The sequence below is a fragment of the Streptococcus sp. k-628 genome (assembly GCF_013277475.1).
In the GTDB taxonomy this organism is placed as follows: domain Bacteria; phylum Bacillota; class Bacilli; order Lactobacillales; family Streptococcaceae; genus Streptococcus.
On sequence record NZ_VMMZ01000095.1, the window covers coordinates 1 to 16,003 of the forward strand.

The following is a 16,003-nucleotide window of genomic DNA, read 5'->3' on the forward strand; positions in this document are numbered from 1 at the left end:
TATTATGATTAAGATTGCAGTTACCATAATTATACTGGACTTCTTTTTACACTTCATTCTTACTTCCTTAATCTCTCCAAAGTTTCCTTAAAAATATCTGGGATATCTGCTGTAAATTCCATGGTCTCACCTGTTCTCGGATGAGTAAACCCTAGAGTCTTAGCATGAAGAAATTGTCCATGTCCTTTCAGAGTCTTACGTGGACCATAGACCTCATCACCAGCGACTGGATGACCGATATAAGCCATGTGAACACGGATTTGATGGGTACGCCCTGTCTCCAGTTGCAACTCCACTAAGCTATAATCGCCAAAGCGTTCCAAGACGTGGAAACGAGTTACTGCAGGCTTCCCTTTAGCCGTCACAGCCTGTTTCTTACGGTCTTTTTCACTACGGCCAATCGGTGCTTCAATGACACCACGATCATTGGGTAGATTTCCATGAACAATCGCCCAATATTTGCGGAGAGACTTTTTATCCTTAAGTTCTTGAGCAAGTGCTAGATGCGCCTCATCGTTTTTAGCAATCATGAGAAGGCCTGACGTATCCTTATCAATACGGTGAACGATTCCTGGACGCAGAACCCCATTGATACCCGACAAGTCCTTAATATGATACATGAGGGCATTTACTAAAGTCCCACTGATATGACCAGCACTCGGATGCACAACCATCCCCTGAGGTTTGTTAACGACAGCCACATCCTCATCTTGGTAGATGATTTCTAGCGGAAGATTTTCAGCTACATACTCTAAGACCTCTGGTTCTGGCACATGGTAAGTGACGACATCGCCTTCTTGGACCGTGTACTTAGCTTTCTTGACTTGGCCATTGACCAAGACCTGGCCTGATTTGATTTGTTCATTCGCGAGACTGCGTGATAATTCTGTCAAATCCGACAAAGCCTTATCTAAACGCAGGCCACCAGTTTCAATTTTAATTTCCATTTATTTCCTCTTTTAGCATTGCAATCAATAAAATAATCACTCCAACCGTCAGATAGCTATCTGCCACATTGAAAATTGCAAAATTGATAAAGTCAAGGTGGATCATATCCACAACAAAGCCCTGACTTATCCTGTCAATAAAGTTCCCAAGACCACCTGCAATAATCAAGGTCAAACCCAAGACCATCCAGAATGAGTCCTCCATGTGTTTATGTAGATACCAAATGGCACCTACCACGACAACCAGAGTAATGACAGCGAATAACAACTGCTGATCTTGTAAGATAGAAAAGGCTGCCCCTCGATTTTGCAGGTAGGTCAAGCTAACGAAATTGGGAATCCAAGAACGAACTTCACCCAGTGGAATCTGTTGGACGATATAGGATTTAACCAACTGATCCAGCCCAATCAAAAGCAGTACAACGACTGCCACTATTCCTCTTTTTTTCATGATTTCCTCTTCTGATTAAAATATTCTTGCATAACTTCTACAAAGAGAGTCCCAGCTTGACTAAGCTCCACCTCTTCACGTTTAACATAGACCATGCGATTATCTAGATTATCCTTGAGACGAATAACTGTAATGCCATTCACACTGTCACTATCCAAAAATCCAGAACCTGTCGCATAGGCATCCGTCCGCTCTAAAATACCATTCAAAGTAGCACGGTCAGTCACATTGAACATCTGTGAGCTCGCACTGGTATCAACAAAGTTCTCTGAATAATAAAGGTACTCATCTTTCTCTTGAGTGAAACGAACTGTCGGTAGATCCGCTAAATCCTCCATGACCAATTCCTCTTTCTGGGCTAAAGGATGCCCCTCACGGAGATAAATGTGAGTATGGAAGGGAATCAATTCAATGACTTCAAGGCCTAGCTTTTCAACCCGTTGCATAATACCCTTTTTATTTTGATTGTTGAGGTAGATAATCCCAATCTCACTGTGCCCTTGCGCCACTTCGTCTAAAATTTGAACAGTAGTTGATTCAAAAATACGGAAGTTCTTATAGTCAGGATAGCGCTCTGAGAAAGCCGTAATGGTTGGTGGCAAGAAGTCATAGTGCTGGCTAGCAATGGAAAATTCATCCTTTTCTTCCTCAGGATTGGCATACTGATTTTGAAAAATATCAAATCCTTTAACCAATTCTTGCGCTTTTTCATAAAATTCCATCCCACGACGGGTCAAGAAAGTCCCTGAGCTGGTCCGACGGAAAATCTTAAAGCCCAATTCTTTTTCCAAATCGCGCACAGAAATAGACAAACTCGGCTGACTAACATACATCTTTTCAGCAGCTTCACGGAAAGTACCGCTATTCGCAATAGCCACAACATAGCGTAATTGTTGAATGTTCATCTTCTACCTCCAACTTCTTTATCTTTTCATTATACCATATTTTAGAAGTTTTCCAAAAAGGAAAAAAGAACATCCTATTCTTCTTAACTATCTTCACTATCTGCCTTTCTCAAGCCAATCTTATTTTCAAAATCAATTCAAAAAAATAACTGGATACACACCACTTTAGTATAGGAAAGAAAAACGATGACTATTTGTGAAAAAAAGAAAATGCCGGAAAGTTCCGACATTGTTTTAGTAAGCTAACTTCCTGAAAATAGGAGTAACCACACATTCCAGAAAGCAGTGATATTGATGAGAATATGAACTAGTATTGGATAGTAGAGATTTTTTGTCATGCGATACAGTAGAGCTAAAATGAGACCTCCACTAGCATAAATGAAAAAAGCAAGAGGAGTTAAAGCAAAATTGATATGAATATAACCGAAAATAATAGCAGAAAGCAAGACATCTCCGTACCAAGGCGAGTTTTTGAAAAAGGTTGTCATAAGCACACCGCGATAAATCAATTCCTCAGCAATAGGGCCGATGAAGCAAGCTATGAGCAAGAAATAGGGTAATTCCTGTCTCCCCATCATTTCTATCGTTTCATTCAAAGAGATTTGATTTGAAGTCGAGGGTATGAAATAAGACAAGAAGAAGTCCGACATATACGAAATGATGTAGGCCAGTAAAAGGTAGATAAAGTACCTCAGCTGCCACTTGAAATGAAAAGTTTTCTTTCCTGCAAAAACTAGTAGATAGATGACCGCTAATAAAAGACCTCCACTCTCCATCAAAAGCAGAATCTGAAAAAATTCACGACTTGCTGGTAGATAGGGCTTTACGAGGTGATTGAAAATTCCCCAAAACCAAGTTGATTTGTAAAAAATTAAGGATAATGCTAGTAAAATTTGAATAGCTCGTTTTTTCATATTAAATCCTCTGCTTTCCTTGACTAGATTATTGAATAGAATGGTTTGCTTAACTGTATAACAAGTTTAGTATAGCATATATTGGCGAAATATCCTCTTCAAATCATGAATTGTCATCAAAACATCCTAGACTGTAAAATCAATTACCCCCTCCCCTTTTACCATCATCTTCTCTAAAATATGCTATAATAATACCAAAAGATAAAGAAGGAAGTCTTATGATTAAACTATTAGCCTTGGATATGGATGGAACCCTCCTCAATGAAGCCAAGGAAATCCCACAAGCTCATATTACTGCTATTCACCAAGCTATTGAAAAAGGTGTCAAACTGGTTCTCTGTACGGGTCGCCCGCTTTTCGGTGTCCTCCCCTACTATAAAAAACTGGGGCTGGACCTCCAGAATGAGTATGTGATTGTTAATAACGGTTGCTCAACTCACCAGACCAGTGACTGGGGACTAGTTGACTGGCAAGAACTTAGTCCAGCAGACATCGAATACCTCTATGACCTAGCTGAAAAAAGTGATGTTCAGTTGACTCTTTTTGATGAGGAACATTATTTTGTCCTCGGTGGCAAGCCCAATCAAGTCATTGAAAATGATGCCAAGCTGGTCTTTTCAGACCTGACTGAAATTTCCCTTGAGGAAGCTACCAGTGGCAAGTATCGCATGTTCCAAGGTATGTTTTTAGGAGCAGAGAGCCAAACAGACGATTTTGAGCAACGTTTTGCTGAGGAACTCTGCCAACGATTTAGTGGAGTTCGTTCGCAGCCTGTCATTTATGAAGCTATGCCACTTGGTACGACAAAGGCTACTGCTCTTTCTCGACTAGCAGATATTTTGAAGATTGATTCCTCAGAGATTATGGCCATGGGCGATGCCAATAACGACATTGAAATGCTCCAGTTTGCAGGACTTGGTATTGCAATGGGAAATGCCAGCGATTATGTCAAATCTCTTGCGGATGCTGTTACAGTAAGCAACGAAGAAGACGGTGTTGCGCGTGCCATTGAGAAATATATTTTATAATCAAGAAGCCCAGTTCGTGTCAACTGGGTTTTGATATTTAAGAATTCCTAAAACTTTAGAAACTCTTTAGAAATGCTTGAGCTTTCTTTGATTTCTATGCTTTATACTAAAATTATCAAAATAAATCAAAAGGAGAGAATCATGAAAACAGTACTCGACATTCATGGATTGTCCAAAAACTTTGACAAACAAGCTATCCTTCAGGATCTTCATCTAACGATAAGAGAGGGAGATATTTATGGACTTATCGGGAAGAACGGAGCTGGGAAAACCACCTTGATAAAAATTATTACGCAACTACTGTTTGCGGATAAAGGAACTGTTTCCCTCTTTTCTAGTCAATCGGAAAATGAGTGGAGCAAGGCTCTATCTCGAGTAGGTTCTGTTATCGAATCACCTGTAGCTCATAATCACTTAACAGCCTATCAAAATCTGAAATATTATTGTATGATTCGGCATATTCCAAATGCTGATCAAGTCATTCGAGAAACGCTGGACTATGTAGGTTTGCCAGATACAGGTAAGAAAGTCTTTCGTGATTTCTCGCTAGGAATGAAACAAAGACTTGGTATCGCCATTGCCCTTCTATCCAAACCAGACTTCCTGATTTTAGATGAACCTATCAACGGTCTCGACCCAATCGGTATCAAAGAGTTTCGTCTGATGATTCAACGGCTTAATCAAGAAAAAGGGATCACCATTCTTATCTCTAGCCATATCTTGTCAGAACTCTATCTCCTAGCCAATCGTTTTGGTATTTTAGATCAAGGCAAGATTATCCGTGAAATCAGCAAAGCTGAATTTGAAACACTAAGTGAGGATTATATTGTGCTTAAGACAGCCGACCAAGAGAAAGCTTGTCAAGTATTGAAAGAACAAATCCAGCTCCAGTTCAAGGTTGTCAATCCTGAGAATGAAATCCACATCTTTGGTCAGGAACAAGATGTCAAACAGATTCTCAAGGAATTAACCTTGGCAGATGTCGCTATTGACGAGATTTACTATGCCCGTCAAAATCTAGAAGAATACTTCACCCAATTGGTCGAATAGGAGGAAAATCATGATACACACCATTCAAGCAGATTTTTACCGTCTTTTCCGTTCCAAAGGATTCTGGATTACAGAGTTCATTCTCTTTGTACTCATGTTAATGGGGGCTATTTTTGGAGCTACTGGTCATCTGATGGCAATCCAGACAAAAGAACCAGAAATTCCAACCCATGGTTGGGACGGTGTACAAGCACTTATCAACGCATCTAGTCAAGGTTCAAACCTCGTTTTTCTCTGCATCATCCTAGCCTGCCTCGTTCTTGGAGTTGATTTAATCGGTAAACTCTATAAAAATAATTTAACAGTGGGTGTCTCTCGTACCGAGTTTTTCCTTGCCAAAGCCTTTGTATTGGCTTGTATTGCACTTTTACAAGTTATCATCAGCCTTGTGATTGCCTTTATTCCAGCAACGATCTTAAATGGATTTGGAACTATGCCTGATGGCTTTATTAGCAATCTACTGATAACAATTTCCCTTCAATTCCTTTGCCTCCTTGCTTGGCTTTCCATTGTTTCCTTCATCCTCTATGTTAGTCATTCTTATCTTGCGGTATTTATTGGTTATTTGGTCAGCTCTATCTTACTTTCTATGCCAATGCTCCTTTTTCCAAATATCAAAATTTTGCCATATTTATCATTGCAGTTTTTCTATGCTATGACTGCTAATAGTGAATCCATTTTCTATACACTTATAGTTACCTTAGCTGTTATTGTAATCTTTAATCTAAGTGGACTGGCAGTTTTCAAAAAGAAAAGTCTATAAAAAAATGACCTCCTCTAGCTACAGAGGAGGGTTCTTTTCGTTAAAAGTAAATGAAAACCGACAACCATTGCCCATCTGTGCTTAGTTTCATATCTGCACCGAGAAGATGACATAATTCCTCAGTGATATAAAGACCTAAACCAGAGGATTCTTCCGTGTCTGATAGATTTTCAGAATAAAAACGGTTGCTGAGCTTTTCTATTTTTTTAATGGGTTGTTTGACAAGGTTTGCAATCTCTAAGACAAGCTGTTCCTTTTCCTTTCTCAAAGATAGCCGCGCTTCTTCCTTGCCATGTTTTAGGACATTTCCAAGCAGATTTTGTAAAATTCTATCCAGCAAGTCTTCATCAGTCCTCATTTTAAAACCAGCTTCAACCTTAAAGTCAAGCGTGATATCTGCCGCCTGAAAAACATCATAATAAGCCAGAGTCTTTTTGGTGATAAAAGCTGAAAGATCAACTTCTTCCAGTTTTGGTTTAACAGTTCCTTCCATCAAACGACGGTATTCTAGGAGAGCCTCCAAACGTTTAGAAACTAAATCAAGATGCTGGGCTATTTTGGGTAGGGTTTCTGCTTTGTCTTCAGGAGACTTTATCAATTGTTGGGTGTAGCCTGAAGCGATAGTCAGAGGCGTCCGAATATCATGGGCGATATTGCTGATGGCCATATCCAGAGTGTGCTTTTCCCTTTTCATCACCAACCGAGATTGTTCCACTTCTTGAAATAGATTTTCAATTTGCTGGTAGAGATGTAAAAAATGTTTGGAAAAAATGCTGACTCCGACTCTTTTCATACTACCTGTGAGAATCTTGTCTTCAATCTGTTGACTCAAGTTTTTAAGTGCTAGATGGTAGCGAATCAATGCAATCGATAAAATAATTAGGAGTACTAGTAGGACAAAAATTATCATGTAGGTCATTGCTTGTCTCCTTTTAATCTTACCCCAACGCCCCAGATGGTTTCAATATATTCTTGATTTGGGTCAAGCTGGTTTAATTTTTTACGAAGATTACTCAAATGCGTATTGAGGGTATTATCTCCAGGTAGGTAGCTATCCTCCCAGACCAATTCATACAGTTCTTCCTTAGTAAAAATTTTCTTAGGGTGTTTAAGGAGAGTTTGGAGAATCAAGCATTCTTTCTTAGCAAGACGAATCGTTTCCTGGTTATTTTTGATTTCAAAACTTTCTGCATCAAACTGGATATTTTTCAAGTTTTGTGGCAGATTTTCAGTTTTTCCTATTTCCATAGGCTGTTTTTCTGCACTTTGGCGTAATTGAACAGTAACTCTAGCAAAGACTTCGTCCAAATCAAAAGGTTTCACTATGTAATCATTGGCACCGTCTAAGAGGTATTGGCTGATTAACTTCTTATCGCTCAAAGCCGTTAGCATAATGACTGGAGTTTGACTTTGTTCCCTGATGGCTTTTAAAACCTGATCCCCATTTTTCCCAGGAAGCATGATATCGAGCAAAACGAGGTCAATCCCACCTTGGTCAAAACGCATGATTCCTTCTGTACCAGAAAAGGCTTGAATCACCTCATGCTCCTCAGTAAGAAGTGTTCGTAAAATCTCTTGAATGTCACTATTATCTTCAATAACCAATATCCTAGCCATAAATACCAACCTTTCTGCAACTATTATAGCATGTTTTATTGATAAAGCTTAAACAGAAAAGCTTCTCGCATAAAAGCGCGAGAAAGCCTTAGAGGATTAAAATATAAAATCCACTTGCTAGATGACCTAGTATCTTATAGTTGCTAATAAGAAGTTAGTCTAGCAGAATGAATCTCTCCTTTCTCCCATACTAATCCGTAATTCGTTGATACATTTCGGGTCTTCTATCTCGAAACAAGCCCCAGTTTAGGCGTTCGCTTGCTCCCTTATCTAGGTCATAAGTTGCTAACAGAACAGCTTCTTCTTGTCTTTCAGCTCGTTCTAGAATAGCTCCTGTTTCATCCATCATAAAGGATGAACCGTAGAAGTCAAGACTGGAACTCTGTCCACCATTTTCCTCACTTGGAGTGACTTCTTCCAAGCCATAGCGATTGGCTGCAATAACTGGGACAATATTTGCTGCTGCGTGTCCTTGCATGGTACGTTGCCAATGACCACAACTATCTGTATCCAAAATTGGCTCTGAACCAATAGCAGTTGGATAAAAGAGCAATTCAGCCCCATTCAATGCAAGACAGCGGGCTGTTTCGGGGAACCATTGATCCCAACAGATACCGATCCCAATCTTGGCATAGCGAGTATCCCAGACCTTGAAACCTGTGTTGCCAGGTGTGAAATAAAATTTTTCTTGATAATAATGGTCATCTGGTATGTGGGTTTTCCGATAAACGCCCAGCACTTCCCCATCTGCATCAATGACAGCAATAGAGTTATACAAGACATTGCCATCTTTTTCATAGAAACTGATCGGTAAAACGACCTTTAGCTCCTTAGCAATGGTTTTAAAATGCTGAATAGCTGTATTGTCTGTCACCGACTGGGCATACTGGTAGTAGTCATACTGACGTTCCTGACAGAAATAGGGACGTTCAAACAACTCGGGCAAGAGAATAATTTGTGCACCTTGTTCTGTAGCCTGACGTACTAAACGCTCTGCGGTTTGGATATTTGTTGCCACATCCTTAGCGCATTGCATCTGAATGGCTGCAACTCTTACATTTCTCATCTTTTTCTCCTATTCTGGGATTTGTTGGGTGATACAGTGGATATTGCCACCACCTAAGAGAATATCTCTGGCTGGAATTCCGACAACTTTACGGTCTGGGAAACACTTACTGAGGATATCTAAGGCCACTTGATCGTTTTGATCTTGAAACTGGGGAACCAAGACTGCCTTGTTGGCGATATAAAAGTTTACGTAGGAAGCTGCTAGTCGTTCACCTGCGTATCGCTCTTCTTCTCCTTCTTCATAGATGTAGCCTGGCAAATCCTCTTTGGTTACAACTTGATGAAGAGCTGGAATTGGAAGTTTATGAATGGTGAAGTGACGACCTTTTGCATCTGTTTCCTTTTCTAAAAGCGCTAAATCAGCTGCTGACATGGCATATTGAGGATCGCTTTTGTCGTCTGTCCAAGCCAAAACAAGCTCAGCAGGACCAACGAAGGCTGCAACATTATCAACGTGTTCATTGGTTTCGTCCTGATAAATACCATAAGGCAGCCAGATAACTTTTTCAGCTCCAAGGCTGTCTAATAAGGTATTTTCGATTTCTTCCTTACTAAGATGAGGATTGCGACCGGGACTAAGCAAGCAACTTTCAGTCACAAGAATGGTTCCTTGACCATCGCTGTGTATCGCTCCGCCTTCTAGTACAAAAGGTTTGGCATCATAAACAGGCATTTCCAAGGCCTCAGCAAAACGAGTGGCTACTTGGTCATCTGCTTCATAATCTTGATACAGACCATCCACAGCACCACCCCAAGCATTGAAAGACCAGTCTACTGCCAACTTTTCCCTTTTATCATTTATGAGAATGGTCGGACCTGTATCACGCGCCCAGGCATCATTGGTAGGAATATTTAGATAAACAACGCTATCTCCAAGGTAGTCTTGGGCTTCAGATAGATAGTCTTGCTCCACCAAAAGATAGACTCTTTCCCCTTCTGCAATGGTTTTTATAATCTGGCTGAAAGCTGCTTTAGCAGCTTTTCCTTGAAAGGGCCATGAACCTGGTCGAGTCGGCCATATCATGAGAGTACCATGGTGTGGTTCGTACTCTGCTGGCATACGATAGCCTAATTTTTTTGGACTGTCCATCATGATAATCTCCCTTTAAAGTCTTGATATCCGAAGGCTTTGACTAAGCTACAGTCACCCTGATCATCCATGAGATAAAGACTTGGTAATCCAATACCGTTAAAGGTATTATTTTTGACAAATGAGTAAATAGCCATGTCTTCAAAATAAAGTCTATCACCGATTTGGACTGGATTTTCAAAGCTATAATCACCAATCACATCGCCCGTCAGACAAGTATTGGAAGAAAGTCTATAGGTATGGGCTTTTTCCTGTGCCTCAAAGCCATTTCTCAAAGGTGGGCGATAGGGCATCTCAAGTACATCAGGCATATGACAGGTCGCAGAGGCGTCTAAAACCAAGATTTCCATACCGTTTTCGACAATATCCAATACCTCAGTTGCTAAATAACCCGCATTGAGCGCAATGGCTTCACCCGGCTCGATATAGACTTCAAGATTGTAAGTTTCTCGGATACGCTTGATTTCTGAAATCAGCAAAGTTATATCGTAGTCTTCCCTCGTGATGTGGTGTCCGCCCCCCATATTGAGCCATTTAACTTGATGCAAATAGGAACCAAACTGCTCTTCTACTGCTTTCAAAGTTGTCTCTAAATCATCTGCTCCCTGCTCGCAAAGGGTGTGAAAATGAAGGCCGTCAACCAATTCCAGCAAATCACTAGGAATCTTGTCTAGAGTAACTCCGAAACGGGATCCAGGGGCGCAAGGATCATAGAGAGCGTGATCTCCTTGAGTTGAACACTGAGGGTTGAGGCGCAAACCCACGCTTACACCAGCTTCACGACAACGGGCCCCATGTTTACGCAATTGTCTCTCTGAGTTAAAGACGATATGGTCTGTTATCTCCAGCAATTCTTCCAAGTCTGCATCCTTGAAAGCAGGCGCAAATACATGGACTTCTCCTGGAAATTCTTCTCTAGCTAGCTTAGCTTCATAGAGTCCACTGGCTGTCGTACCTGATAAATACTGGCTAATCAAGGGATAGGTTTTATAAAGGGAATACGCCTTCTGGGCAAGCAAAACCTTGCAACCAGCTTCTTCTTGTACATATTGTAAGATGTGGCAGTTGGCTTCTAACTTTACCAAGTCAATGACGTAAGCTGGTGTTGGTACTTGTTCTAGCTTCATTAGTCCACCATTTGTGGATTTTCAACCACAACCCATGGTAAACCATACTCATTCAAAGCTTCCATGAATGGATCTGGATCCAATTCTTCAAGGTTATACACTCCAGCTTGTTTCCAAGTACCGTTCATAACCAATTTTGTCCCAATCATGGCTGGAACGCCAGTCGTGTAAGAAATTGCTTGTGAACCAACTTCTGCGTAACATTCCTGATGGTCGCAAACATTGTAAATGTAGATGGTCTTTTCAACACCATCTTTAACACCTGTAAAGATACAACCGATATTGGTTTTACCAACCGTGCGTGGACCAAGGCTGGCAGGATCTGGAAGCAAGGCTTTTAAGAATTGAATCGGAACGATGTCTTGTCCATTAAAGTTAATGGTATCTGTACGAAGGAGACCGACATTTTCCAGACATTTCATGTGCGTCAAGTATGATTGACCAAAAGTCATAAAGAAACGAATGCGTTTGACACCTGGAATGTTCTTGGCCAATGATTCAATTTCTTCATGGTGAAGGAGATACATGTCTTTTTGTCCGACCTGAGGGAAATCGTACTCGCGCTTGATTGACATAGCTTCCACTTCGACCCATTTTCCATCTTCCCAGTAAGAACCTGGCGCAGAAACCTCGCGTAGATTGATTTCTGGGTTAAAGTTTGTTGCAAACGGATAACCGTGGTCACCACCATTACAGTCTAAAATGTCGATATAGTGGATTTCATCAAAATAGTGTTTAAGTGCGTAAGCAGAAAAGACACTAGTCACACCTGGGTCAAAACCAGAACCAAGAAGAGCGGTCAAGCCAGCTTCTTTGAATTTCTCCTGATAAGCCCACTGCCATGAGTAGTCAAAGTAAGCTGTAAAACCAAGTTCCTTACAGCGTTTTTCGTAGATGGCACGCCATTCAGGGTCTTCTGTGTCTTCTGCTTCGTAGTTTGCTGTATCGATATAGTGAACACCTGTTGCCAAACAAGCGTCCATAATGGTTAAATCTTGATATGGTAAAGCTACGTTCAAAACAGCTTCTGGCTTATAGCTTTCAATCAAGGCAATGACTTCTTGAACCTTGTCAGCATCAAGTGCTGCTGTTTCAATCTTGGTACTTGTTTTGCCTTCTAATTTAGCCTTTAAGTCATCACATTTTGACTTAGTACGGCTGGCAATCATAATTTCTTTAAAAGTTTCGCTATCTTGACAAATCTTTGAAATAGCAACTTGGGCAACGCCCCCACATCCAATAACTAGTAAACGACTCATTTTTTTCCTTCCTCTTCTTCTAAAATGTCTTCAACATACTTGGGCAACATAAAGGCTCCCACGTGTAAGTTTGCAGTGTAGTATTCTGTGAAAAGCTGGCGTTTTTTCCAGCCTTCCTTGTCAAAATCTTTGACAGGGTGGTATTTTTTCGAAGCAAATCCAAACAACCAATAACCAGCAGGGCTAGTTGGGATATGGGCCTGATAGACCCGACTGATTGGAAAGGCTTGATTGACCTTGCGATGCATGCTTCGGCAAGCCGACTCATCCTCATCAAAGAAGGGACTCCCATGCTGGTAGATCATGATACCATCTTCCTTCAGAGCTCGATAACTATTACCGTAAAATTCCTTTGTAAAGAGCCCTTCCGTATGGCCAAATGGATCTGTCGCATCGTTGATGATAATATCGTAGTCATCTTCGCAGTTTCGCAAAAAGCGTAGCCCATTTTGATAATAAATGGTAACACGAGGATCATCTAGCCCTGCTGCAAAATCTGGGAAATACTCACGACAAACCTCAACCAACATCTCATCCGGTTCCACAATATCGATTTGCTCCAGTTCAGGATAGAGGGTTAATACTTGAGCAACACCACCGTCGCCACCTCCAATAACCAAGACTTTCTTGGGATTTGGGTGGACAGCCATGGGAACGTGGACCGTCATTTCATTGTAAACAAAATCATCTGCATCTGAGAACAAGACGTGCCCATTTAAAATTAGTATTTTCCCAAAAGCTGGTGTATCCAAGACTTCGATATCCTGCCATTCACTTTTACCAGCGTATAGTTGCTTGGCCGTTCTCAGGGACAATTTCACATCTGGAGTATGAACTTCAGAAAACCATAAATCCATCTAGTTCTCCTTTCTTTTAATAACGTTGATGTAATTGACATCTGGATCTTCCGTCCCTTGAAGGGAGCAACCACGTTCCTTGGCAAATTGGATATAATCGACAATTTCTCGTGTAATGCGTTCGCCAGGAGCCAAGATAGGAATTCCTGGAGGATAGCACATGACAAATTCCCCACAGACTTGTCCAACAGACTCATCCAAGGTCAAGCTTTTTCTCTCGGAATAGAAGGCTTCTTGTGGAGACAGCACTAACTCGGGCTGAATATATTCTCCTGCTATCAAGTCCTTCCCATCTCGTGAGTATAGTCTCTTGATATCTGCTAAGGCACCAACTAATCGTTCAATGTCTTGGATGCGGTCACCAATCGAAATATAGGCCAAGATATTGCCAATATCACCAAACTCGATCTGAATGTCGTATTCGTCTCGTAGGAGGTCATAAACCTCGATACCTGTTAAACCAATCCCCTGAGTGTAAACTGACAACTTGGTTACATCAAAATCACAAACCGACACACCATCTATTAACTCTTTTGAGTAGGCATAGTAACCGCCAATGGCATTGATTTCACGGCGGGCATACTCGGATAGCTCAATGACCTTCTCAAAAGATTCTTTACCACGAAGGGCTAAGTTGCGACGTGAAATATCCAAACTAGCCATCAACAAGTAAGAGGCAGATGTTGACTGGGTAAGATTGATAATCTGACGAACGTACTCAGGATTCATCTGCTCCCCGATTAAAAGAAGCGAACTTTGTGTCAAACTCCCACCAGACTTATGCATAGAAACTGCTGCCATATCAGCACCTGTATCCATAGCAGAAATTGGAAGTTTATCAGTAAAATGCAAATGCGCTCCATGGGCCTCATCTACCAAAACCATCATACCAGCTTCATGAGCCATTTCTGTCAACCCCTTTAGGTCTGAACAGATGCCGTAGTAAGTGGGATTGTTAATCAAAATGGCCTTAGCATCTGGATGGTCCTTTATGGCCTGTGCTACTCGGTCATTTTCAAGACCTAAAGCGATACCAATCTTAGGATCTACACTCATCTCTATATAGATGGGAATGGCACCACATAGAACCAGCGCATTGATGGCAGATTTGTGGACATTGCGTGGCAGAATAATCTTATCTCCTGCCTTGCAGGTTGACAGAATCATAGTCTGCACCGATGAAGTTGTTCCACCAATCATGAGAAAGGCGTGGCTAGCTCCAAAAGCATCTGCAGCCAGCTTCTCTGCATCCCGAATAATCGAAATGGGATGGCCTAGATTATCCAAGGGTTTCATCGAATTGACATCAATGCCAACACATTTTTCCCCCAACAGTTCAACAAGTTCTGGATTTCCCCGTCCACGCTTGTGACCTGGTACATCAAAGGGAACAATCCTTTTCTTGCGTAACTTCACCAAGGCCTCATAAATTGGGGCTTGGTTTTGATCTAACTCCTTCAAGACATACTCCTTTCCATATTTTTAGGACCTTATGAAAACTAAGGAACTAAAGGTTGACTCATGAAAAAAGAGCAGGTTTTCACCTGCTCTGCAATCTTCTGACGTGTTTATTTTGGTTTCTGTTGAGTATGTCTGTTCCTGATGTTTCCTAACTCTCTAGTAGCAAATATTACGTACTTTATTGATCGTTTCACAAGATGACGTGTGCTTTCACCACACTAAAAATTTATGAATTAGGACAAACGTCCTAACATCAACTTATAAAAGTAGGCTTTTAACCCTATCAATAATGTGGTTTTTCAACCACGCTTCGGCATTCAACCCTGCCTGTCCGTAGGCATTTTTTACTCGGGTTTATATTTGCTAGAAAACATCATCTCATTTTCTAAGCTTTATTACTATATCATGTTTTTAAGAACTTGTAAAGCCTTTTACGAAAAAGATATAAAAAAGTTCGTAAAATATTTGGATTTTATTTGATTTAATACTAATTATTCTCTTGCAAACGATTATAAAGTGAACAAAATATTTATCGTATTTAATTTAAAATTTTTTATGCTATTCTATACTCTTTACCTTCGGTGTTTGATCTATTAGAGAAGATGTCGACATCTTTATATCATTAAAATCGTGCAACTTTTTTCAGATACTTTTAAAAGATTGATTTCCTTATATTTTTCCTTTATACTGGATAAAAAGGAGAATAATATGTCAGAAACAAATCACGAAATTGATTCAAATTTTACAGGTCGTTTAAATATCCTGCGTGCTGGTGTTCTTGGTGCTAATGATGGGATTATTTCCATTGCTGGTGTGGTTATCGGGGTTGCCAGTGCTACGAGCAATATCTGGATTATCTTTTTATCAGGATTTGCAGCTATCTTAGCCGGTGCCTTTTCAATGGCTGGTGGAGAATATGTATCCGTTTCAACTCAGAAAGATACCGAGGAAGCAGCCGTTGCGCGTGAGCAACTCTTACTAGACCAAGATATGGAACTAGCCAAAAAGTCTCTCTATACCGCCTATATCCAAAATGGCGAGTGTGAAACATCAGCCCAACTTCTCACCAACAAGGCCTTTCTAAAAAATCCACTCAAGTCTTTGGTAGAGGAAAAATATGGGATAGAGTATGAAGAGTTTACCAATCCTTGGCATGCTGCTATCTCTAGCTTTATTTCTTTTTTCCTTGGTAGCTTACCACCAATGCTGTCAGTGACCATTTTCCCAAGTGAATATCGCATCCCTGCTACTGTCCTTATTGTCGGTGTGGCCCTTCTTCTCACTGGCTACACTAGTGCCAGACTTGGAAAAGCCCCAACCAAAACAGCTATGATTCGGAACCTTGCTATTGGTCTCTTAACTATGGGAGTTACTTTCCTGCTCGGACAACTTTTCAGCATTTAATACTCTTCGAAAATCTCTTCAAACCACGTCAGCTTCGCCTTGCCGTATATATGTTACTGACT

Annotated in this window: 17 protein-coding genes; 5 read left to right on the forward strand and 12 right to left on the reverse strand. The window is 40.7% G+C overall.

What is annotated here, in order from left to right; all coding sequences use genetic code 11:
* Nucleotides 1–59: 59 nt before the first annotated feature.
* The 3 genes from HT730_RS09730 to HT730_RS09740 are packed head-to-tail and all read right to left on the reverse strand — an operon-like array spanning nucleotide 60 to nucleotide 2,303.
* Nucleotides 60–947, reverse strand: a complete 888-nt coding sequence (locus HT730_RS09730) for an RluA family pseudouridine synthase (protein WP_000403215.1) — start codon at nucleotides 945–947, stop codon at nucleotides 60–62.
* On the reverse strand, nucleotides 937–1,398 hold the full coding sequence (gene lspA, locus HT730_RS09735) for a signal peptidase II (protein ID WP_000745696.1): 462 nt from the start codon (nucleotides 1,396–1,398) through the stop codon (nucleotides 937–939). Before lspA ends, HT730_RS09730 begins: the two co-directional genes overlap by 11 nt.
* The gene (locus HT730_RS09740) at nucleotides 1,395–2,303 is read right to left on the reverse strand and encodes a LysR family transcriptional regulator (RefSeq protein ID WP_001025694.1); all 909 of its coding nucleotides are present in this window, start codon (nucleotides 2,301–2,303) and stop codon (nucleotides 1,395–1,397) included. Before HT730_RS09740 ends, lspA begins: the two co-directional genes overlap by 4 nt.
* Between HT730_RS09740 and HT730_RS09745 the strand changes: the two genes are divergently transcribed.
* On the forward strand, nucleotides 2,296–2,472 hold the full coding sequence (locus tag HT730_RS09745) for an AraC family transcriptional regulator (RefSeq protein WP_173307468.1): 177 nt from the start codon (nucleotides 2,296–2,298) through the stop codon (nucleotides 2,470–2,472). The two genes, HT730_RS09740 and HT730_RS09745, sit on opposite strands and share 8 nt — an antisense overlap.
* A 73-nt stretch (nucleotides 2,473–2,545) precedes the next feature.
* On the opposite strand, the gene HT730_RS09750 is transcribed toward HT730_RS09745, so the two are convergent.
* Nucleotides 2,546–3,217 carry a CPBP family intramembrane glutamic endopeptidase gene (locus tag HT730_RS09750; RefSeq protein WP_173307469.1) on the reverse strand — a complete coding sequence of 224 codons (672 nt, stop codon included), beginning with the start codon at nucleotides 3,215–3,217 and terminating at the stop codon, nucleotides 2,546–2,548.
* 218 nt (nucleotides 3,218–3,435) lie between these two features.
* On the opposite strand from HT730_RS09750, the gene HT730_RS09755 reads away from it, so the two are divergent.
* From HT730_RS09755 to HT730_RS09765, 3 genes are all read left to right on the forward strand, one after another.
* Nucleotides 3,436–4,245, forward strand: coding sequence for a Cof-type HAD-IIB family hydrolase (locus tag HT730_RS09755; RefSeq protein ID WP_173307470.1), 810 nt, complete (start codon nucleotides 3,436–3,438; stop codon nucleotides 4,243–4,245).
* 141 nt (nucleotides 4,246–4,386) lie between these two features.
* Complete coding sequence (locus tag HT730_RS09760) at nucleotides 4,387–5,295, forward strand: ABC transporter ATP-binding protein (protein WP_173307471.1); 909 nt, start codon at nucleotides 4,387–4,389, stop codon at nucleotides 5,293–5,295.
* Between the two features lie 10 nt (nucleotides 5,296–5,305).
* Nucleotides 5,306–6,058, forward strand: coding sequence for an ABC transporter permease (locus HT730_RS09765; protein WP_173307472.1), 753 nt, complete (start codon nucleotides 5,306–5,308; stop codon nucleotides 6,056–6,058).
* 40 nt (nucleotides 6,059–6,098) lie between these two features.
* Here HT730_RS09765 and HT730_RS09770 read toward each other — a convergent pair whose 3' ends face one another.
* The 8 genes from HT730_RS09770 to HT730_RS09805 all read right to left on the reverse strand — a co-directional run bounded on the left by HT730_RS09770 (nucleotide 6,099) and on the right by HT730_RS09805 (nucleotide 14,537).
* Nucleotides 6,099–6,977: a HAMP domain-containing sensor histidine kinase gene (locus HT730_RS09770; RefSeq protein WP_173307473.1), complete on the reverse strand. Its 879-nt coding sequence runs from the start codon at nucleotides 6,975–6,977 to the stop codon at nucleotides 6,099–6,101.
* Nucleotides 6,974–7,675 (reverse strand): response regulator transcription factor, encoded by a 702-nt coding sequence (locus HT730_RS09775; RefSeq protein WP_173307474.1) that lies wholly within the window; start codon nucleotides 7,673–7,675, stop codon nucleotides 6,974–6,976. The genes HT730_RS09770 and HT730_RS09775 overlap by 4 nt, the downstream gene beginning before the upstream one ends.
* 190 nt (nucleotides 7,676–7,865) lie before the next feature.
* Nucleotides 7,866–8,741: an N-carbamoylputrescine amidase gene (gene aguB / locus HT730_RS09780; RefSeq protein ID WP_173307475.1), complete on the reverse strand. Its 876-nt coding sequence runs from the start codon at nucleotides 8,739–8,741 to the stop codon at nucleotides 7,866–7,868.
* 9 nt (nucleotides 8,742–8,750) lie between these two features.
* Entirely contained in the window at nucleotides 8,751–9,836 is a 1,086-nt protein-coding gene (gene aguA / locus HT730_RS09785; RefSeq protein ID WP_173307476.1) for an agmatine deiminase, read from the reverse strand.
* Nucleotides 9,833–10,960, reverse strand: a complete 1,128-nt coding sequence (nspC, locus tag HT730_RS09790) for a carboxynorspermidine decarboxylase (RefSeq protein WP_173307477.1) — start codon at nucleotides 10,958–10,960, stop codon at nucleotides 9,833–9,835. The genes aguA and nspC overlap by 4 nt, the downstream gene beginning before the upstream one ends.
* Nucleotides 10,960–12,219 (reverse strand): saccharopine dehydrogenase family protein, encoded by a 1,260-nt coding sequence (locus tag HT730_RS09795; protein ID WP_173307478.1) that lies wholly within the window; start codon nucleotides 12,217–12,219, stop codon nucleotides 10,960–10,962. Before HT730_RS09795 ends, nspC begins: the two co-directional genes overlap by 1 nt.
* Entirely contained in the window at nucleotides 12,216–13,076 is an 861-nt protein-coding gene (speE, locus tag HT730_RS09800; protein ID WP_000366713.1) for a polyamine aminopropyltransferase, read from the reverse strand. Before speE ends, HT730_RS09795 begins: the two co-directional genes overlap by 4 nt.
* Nucleotides 13,077–14,537, reverse strand: a complete 1,461-nt coding sequence (locus HT730_RS09805) for an aminotransferase class I/II-fold pyridoxal phosphate-dependent enzyme (protein WP_173307479.1) — start codon at nucleotides 14,535–14,537, stop codon at nucleotides 13,077–13,079.
* 708 nt (nucleotides 14,538–15,245) lie between these two features.
* On the opposite strand from HT730_RS09805, the gene HT730_RS09810 reads away from it, so the two are divergent.
* Entirely contained in the window at nucleotides 15,246–15,941 is a 696-nt protein-coding gene (locus tag HT730_RS09810) for a VIT family protein (RefSeq protein ID WP_173307480.1), read from the forward strand.
* The last annotated feature ends 62 nt before the right edge of the window (nucleotides 15,942–16,003 follow it).

Excerpts from the sequence above, each read along its gene's own strand:
- HT730_RS09730 (WP_000403215.1), bottom strand. The coding sequence starts at position 947 with ATGGAAATTAAAATTGAAACTGGTGGCCTGCGTTTAGATAAGGCTTTG.
- lspA (WP_000745696.1), bottom strand. The coding sequence starts at position 1,398 with ATGAAAAAAAGAGGAATAGTGGCAGTCGTTGTACTGCTTTTGATTGGG.
- HT730_RS09745 (WP_173307468.1), top strand. The coding sequence starts at position 2,296 with ATGTTCATCTTCTACCTCCAACTTCTTTATCTTTTCATTATACCATAT.
- HT730_RS09740 (WP_001025694.1), bottom strand. The coding sequence starts at position 2,303 with ATGAACATTCAACAATTACGCTATGTTGTGGCTATTGCGAATAGCGGT.
- HT730_RS09750 (WP_173307469.1), bottom strand. The coding sequence starts at position 3,217 with ATGAAAAAACGAGCTATTCAAATTTTACTAGCATTATCCTTAATTTTT.
- HT730_RS09755 (WP_173307470.1), top strand. The coding sequence starts at position 3,436 with ATGATTAAACTATTAGCCTTGGATATGGATGGAACCCTCCTCAATGAA.
- HT730_RS09760 (WP_173307471.1), top strand. The coding sequence starts at position 4,387 with ATGAAAACAGTACTCGACATTCATGGATTGTCCAAAAACTTTGACAAA.
- HT730_RS09765 (WP_173307472.1), top strand. The coding sequence starts at position 5,306 with ATGATACACACCATTCAAGCAGATTTTTACCGTCTTTTCCGTTCCAAA.
- HT730_RS09770 (WP_173307473.1), bottom strand. The coding sequence starts at position 6,977 with ATGACCTACATGATAATTTTTGTCCTACTAGTACTCCTAATTATTTTA.
- HT730_RS09775 (WP_173307474.1), bottom strand. The coding sequence starts at position 7,675 with ATGGCTAGGATATTGGTTATTGAAGATAATAGTGACATTCAAGAGATT.
- aguB (WP_173307475.1), bottom strand. The coding sequence starts at position 8,741 with ATGAGAAATGTAAGAGTTGCAGCCATTCAGATGCAATGCGCTAAGGAT.
- aguA (WP_173307476.1), bottom strand. The coding sequence starts at position 9,836 with ATGATGGACAGTCCAAAAAAATTAGGCTATCGTATGCCAGCAGAGTAC.
- nspC (WP_173307477.1), bottom strand. The coding sequence starts at position 10,960 with ATGAAGCTAGAACAAGTACCAACACCAGCTTACGTCATTGACTTGGTA.
- HT730_RS09795 (WP_173307478.1), bottom strand. The coding sequence starts at position 12,219 with ATGAGTCGTTTACTAGTTATTGGATGTGGGGGCGTTGCCCAAGTTGCT.
- speE (WP_000366713.1), bottom strand. The coding sequence starts at position 13,076 with ATGGATTTATGGTTTTCTGAAGTTCATACTCCAGATGTGAAATTGTCC.
- HT730_RS09810 (WP_173307480.1), top strand. The coding sequence starts at position 15,246 with ATGTCAGAAACAAATCACGAAATTGATTCAAATTTTACAGGTCGTTTA.